Annotated in this window: 4 protein-coding genes; all 4 read right to left on the reverse strand. The window is 67.4% G+C overall.

Annotated elements, in window-relative coordinates:
- Nucleotides 1-1,106 (reverse strand): gephyrin-like molybdotransferase Glp (glp, locus tag QZ609_RS24935; protein WP_295500671.1); only part of this gene is annotated, 1,106 nt, incomplete at its 3' end.
- A gap of 73 nt (nt 1,107-1,179) precedes the next feature.
- Nucleotides 1,180-1,797 carry a uracil-DNA glycosylase family protein gene (locus QZ609_RS24940; RefSeq protein ID WP_295500673.1) on the reverse strand — a complete coding sequence of 206 codons (618 nt, stop codon included), beginning with the start codon at nt 1,795-1,797 and terminating at the stop codon, nt 1,180-1,182.
- A gap of 3 nt (nt 1,798-1,800) precedes the next feature.
- Complete coding sequence (gene thrC / locus QZ609_RS24945) at nt 1,801-3,246, reverse strand: threonine synthase (RefSeq protein WP_295500676.1); 1,446 nt, start codon at nt 3,244-3,246, stop codon at nt 1,801-1,803.
- 15 nt (nt 3,247-3,261) lie between these two features.
- On the reverse strand, nt 3,262-4,197 hold a 936-nt coding region (locus QZ609_RS24950; protein ID WP_295500680.1), incomplete at its 5' end, for a homoserine dehydrogenase.

The raw sequence follows: 4,197 nt of genomic DNA on the forward strand, positions 1-4,197 counted from the left end.
CGCAGGAACTCGTTGCGGCGATCGCCCTTGGGCAGCGCAAAGTCGGCGCGCATCGGGATGCGTTTCGGGGCCACGTCCACCACGCCCTGCAGGCGCAGGATGAACGGCCGCACGCACAGCAGGAAGGTCACGAAGCTCGACACCGGGTTGCCCGGCAGGCCAAGGAAGAACGCGGTCGGGCCACCCACCATGCCTTCTGGGCGGCGCACCTCGCCAAAGGCCAGCGGCTTGCCCGGCTTGATGGCGATCTGCCACATATTCAGGCGCCCTTCGGCTTCCACGGCGGGCTTGATGTGGTCTTCCTCGCCGACCGACGCGCCGCCGGACGTGATGATCAGGTCGTGGCCCTCGGCCGCTGCGCGCAGCGTGTCGCGCGTGGCCTGCAGCGTATCGGGCACGATGCCGAAATCGGTGATGTCGCAGCCGAGGTTTTCCAGCAGCGCGCGCAGCGTGAAGCGGTTGGAGTTGTAGATGGCGCCGGGCTTGAGCGGCTCGCCGGGCATGGCGAGTTCGTCGCCGGTGAAGAACACGGCCACACGCGGGCGCCGCACGACCTGCAGGTTGGCGCAGCCGACCGAGGCGGCCAGGCCGAGCTGCTGGGCGCCGAGGCGTGTGCCGCGCGAAAGAATCTCGGCACCGTCGGCGATGTCCTCGCCGGCGCGGCGGATCCACTCGCCGGATTCCGGCACGTGGTCGATGACGACGGTGCCCGTGTCCGGATCGGCCTTGCATTGCTCCTGCATGACCACAGCATCGGCGCCCGGCGGGATCAACGCGCCCGTGAAGATGCGCGCGGCCTCGCCCGCGTTCAGCGGCTGGCCGACATGGCCGGCGGGAATGCGCTGGGCAACCATTAGGCGCGTGCCCGGCGCGGTGATGTCGGCGGTGCGCACGGCGTAGCCGTCCATCTGCGTGTTGTCGGCCGGCGGCACGTTCAGGCTGCTGCGCACAGCCTGCGCAAGCACGCGGCCGTTGGCGTGCAGCGTCGGCACGGTTTCGGTGTCGTGCAAACCCCGCCCGGCAAGGAGTGGTTGCAGCAGTTGCGACAGCGCCGCATCGAGCGTCAGCAGGGACGGTTTGACGGCGGGAGCATCGTTGGCGGACATGCGGAGTGCGAAATCAGGGAGAGATTTCGATTGTATCGGTTCCGGGCCGCTGCCATGCATCAACCCAGACGTATCAAGCGAATGCGTTGACCAACGCCAAACGCAGCGCCGGCACGATGTGCGCGTCAAACCACGGGTTGTGCTTGAACCAGGCCAAGTTGCGCGGGCTTGGGTGCGGCAGTGGGAACAGCACGCGGCCGTCGGCGTCCTGCACGGGCCCGTTGCGGACCACGTCGGTCAGCGACCAGCCGCGCGGCACGTCGAGGTAGTAGCGCTGCGCATACGTGCCGACCAGCAGCGCGAGCTTCACGTCCGGCATCGCCGTCAGCAATGGGCGATGCCACTGCGGCGCGCATTCCGGACGCGGCGGCAGGTCACCGTTCGGGCCGGTGCCGGGAAAGCAGAAACCCATCGGCACCACGGCGATGCGCTTGTCGGCGTAGAAGTCGTCGTACGGGATTTGCAGCCACTGGCGCAGGCGATCGCCCGAGCGGTCGTTCCAGGGGATGCCGGTTTCGTGGACGATGCGTCCCGGCGCCTGCCCGATGATCAGCACGCGGGTACGCCGATCGGCCATGACGACGGGGCGTGGCCCGAGCGGCAGCGCCCCTTCGCACAGGCGGCAGGCGCGGATGTCGTGCAGGCAGCGTGCGAACGCTGCCTCGGCCACATCATCCGGCACTGCGGCCATGGTTTACAAACCCGTGTGCTGGGCGATATAGCCCTTGATGCGGTCAACGTCAGCAGGCATGACCTCGAAACGCTGCGGCAGCGATTCGATGTCGGCATAGCCATCCGGACGCTCCGGCTCGCGGTCCAGCGCCTCGCGGATGGTGTCGCCAAATTTGGCCGGCAGCGCCGTTTCCAGCACCACCATCGGCACGCCGGGCGTGAGGTTCTCGCGCGCCACCTTCACGCCGTCGGCGGTGTGGGTGTCGATCATGGTGCCGTAATGGGCGAACACGTCGCGGATCGTGTTGACGCGATCTTCGTGCGTGCTGCGACCCGAGACGAAGCCGAACTGGGCGATGCGATCGAACTCCGGCTTGTCGGCCATCGAGAAGCCGCCCTTCTCGTCCACGTCGCGGAAGAGCTGCGCCAGGCGTGCCGGCTCGCGGTCGAGCAGGTCGAACACGAAGCGCTCGAAGTTCGACGCCTTGCTGATGTCCATGCTCGGGCTCGACGTGTGGTACGTCTGCGCGGCCGAACGCACGCGGTAGGTGCCGGTGCGGAAGAACTCGTCGAGCACGTCGTTCTCGTTGGTGGCGACCACCAGCTTGTCGATCTGCAGGCCCATCATGCGCGCGATGTGGCCGGCGCAGACGTTGCCGAAGTTGCCCGACGGCACGCAGAACGAGACCTTGTCGCCGACCTTCGGGGCCGCCAGCAAGTATCCCTTGAAGTAGTACACGACCTGCGCGACCACGCGCGCCCAGTTGATCGAGTTGACCGTGCCGATCTTCTGGCGGGCCTTGTACTCCAGGTCGTTGGAAACGGCCTTGACGATGTCCTGCGCATCATCGAACACGCCTTCGATGGCGATGTTGAAGATGTTCGCGTCTTGCAGGCTGAACATCTGCGCGGTCTGGAACGCGCTCATCTTGCGGTGCGGGCTCAGCATGAACACGCGCACACCGCGCTTGCCGCGCATGGCGTATTCGGCCGCGCTGCCGGTGTCGCCGGAGGTGGCGCCCAGGATGTTCAGCTCGGCGTGTTCGCGGTCCAGGGCGTATTCGAACAGGTTGCCCAGCAGCTGCATCGCCATGTCCTTGAAGGCCAGCGTCGGGCCGTTGGACAGGCACAGCAGCGACAGCGACGTACCGCCCTCCTCGCCCAGGCGATGCAGCGGCGTGATGTCGGCGGTGTTATCGCCGGCGCGCGCGTTGCAGTAGACCTCGGGCGTGTAGGTGCGGCGGGTCAGCGCGCGCAGGTCGTCCTCGGGAATGTCGGTGGCGAACTTGCGCAGGATCTCGAAGGCCAGATCGGCGTACGGCAGGTCGCGCCAGCGGGTCAGTTCTTCAACGCTGACTTGCGGGTACTGCTCGGGCAGGTACAGGCCGCCATCCGGCGCCAGGCCGCCCAGCAGGATGCGGGAGAAGCTCTGCGGCTCGGCATGGCCGCGGGTCGATCGGTATTGCATGCTCATGTCGTACGCTCAGTTCAGTTCTTCCATGCGGATACGCTTGACCTTCGACAGCACGGTCGGCAGCGCTTCGATGGCGGCGATGGCAGTGTTCACGCGTTTTTCCACGGTCACGTGCGACAGCATGATGATGTCGGTCTGCGGCTGCGGCTCGCCCTCGCGCGATTCCTTCTGCAGCATCGCGTCGATCGAGATGCCGCCCTCGGCCAGGATGCGTGTGATGTCGGCCAGCACGCCGGTCTCGTCGGCCACGCGGATGCGCAGGTAGTAGCTCGAACGCACCTCGTCGATCGGCAGCACCGGCGTGTCGGACAGCGCGTCCGGCTGGAACGCCAGGTGCGGCACGCGGTGCTCGGGGTCGGCGGTGTGCAGGCGCGTCACGTCCACCAGGTCGGCAACGACGGCCGAGGCGGTCGGCTCGGCGCCGGCGCCCTTGCCGTAGTACAGCGTCGGGCCCACGGCGTCGCCGTTGACGACCACGGCGTTCATCGCGCCTTCCACGTTGGCGATCAGGCGCTTGGCCGGCACCAGCGTCGGATGCACGCGCAGCTCGATGCCGGCGTCGGTGCGGCGCGTCAGGCCGAGCAGCTTGATGCGGTAGCCGAGTTCCTCCGCGTAGCGGATGTCGACGGCTTCCAGCTTGGTGATGCCCTCCACGTAAGCGCGCTCGAACTGCACCGGCACGCCGAAGGCGATAGCGCACATGAGCGTGAGCTTGTGGGCGGCGTCGAAGCCCTCGATGTCGAAGGTCGGATCGGCCTCGGCATAGCCCAGGCGCTGGGCTTCCTTCAACACGGTGTCGAAGTCCAGGCCCTTGTCGCGCATCTCCGACAGGATGAAGTTGGTGGTGCCGTTGATGATGCCGGCGATCCACTCGATGCGGTTGGCCGTGAGGCCCTCGCGCAGCGCCTTGATGATGGGGATGCCGCCGGCCACCGCGGCCTCGAA

It is taken from the genome of uncultured Ralstonia sp. (assembly GCA_913056305.1).
GTDB lineage: Bacteria > Pseudomonadota > Gammaproteobacteria > Burkholderiales > Burkholderiaceae > Ralstonia.

Excerpts from the sequence above, each read along its gene's own strand:
- QZ609_RS24940 (WP_295500673.1), bottom strand. The coding sequence starts at position 1,797 with ATGGCCGCAGTGCCGGATGATGTGGCCGAGGCAGCGTTCGCACGCTGC.
- thrC (WP_295500676.1), bottom strand. The coding sequence starts at position 3,246 with ATGCAATACCGATCGACCCGCGGCCATGCCGAGCCGCAGAGCTTCTCC.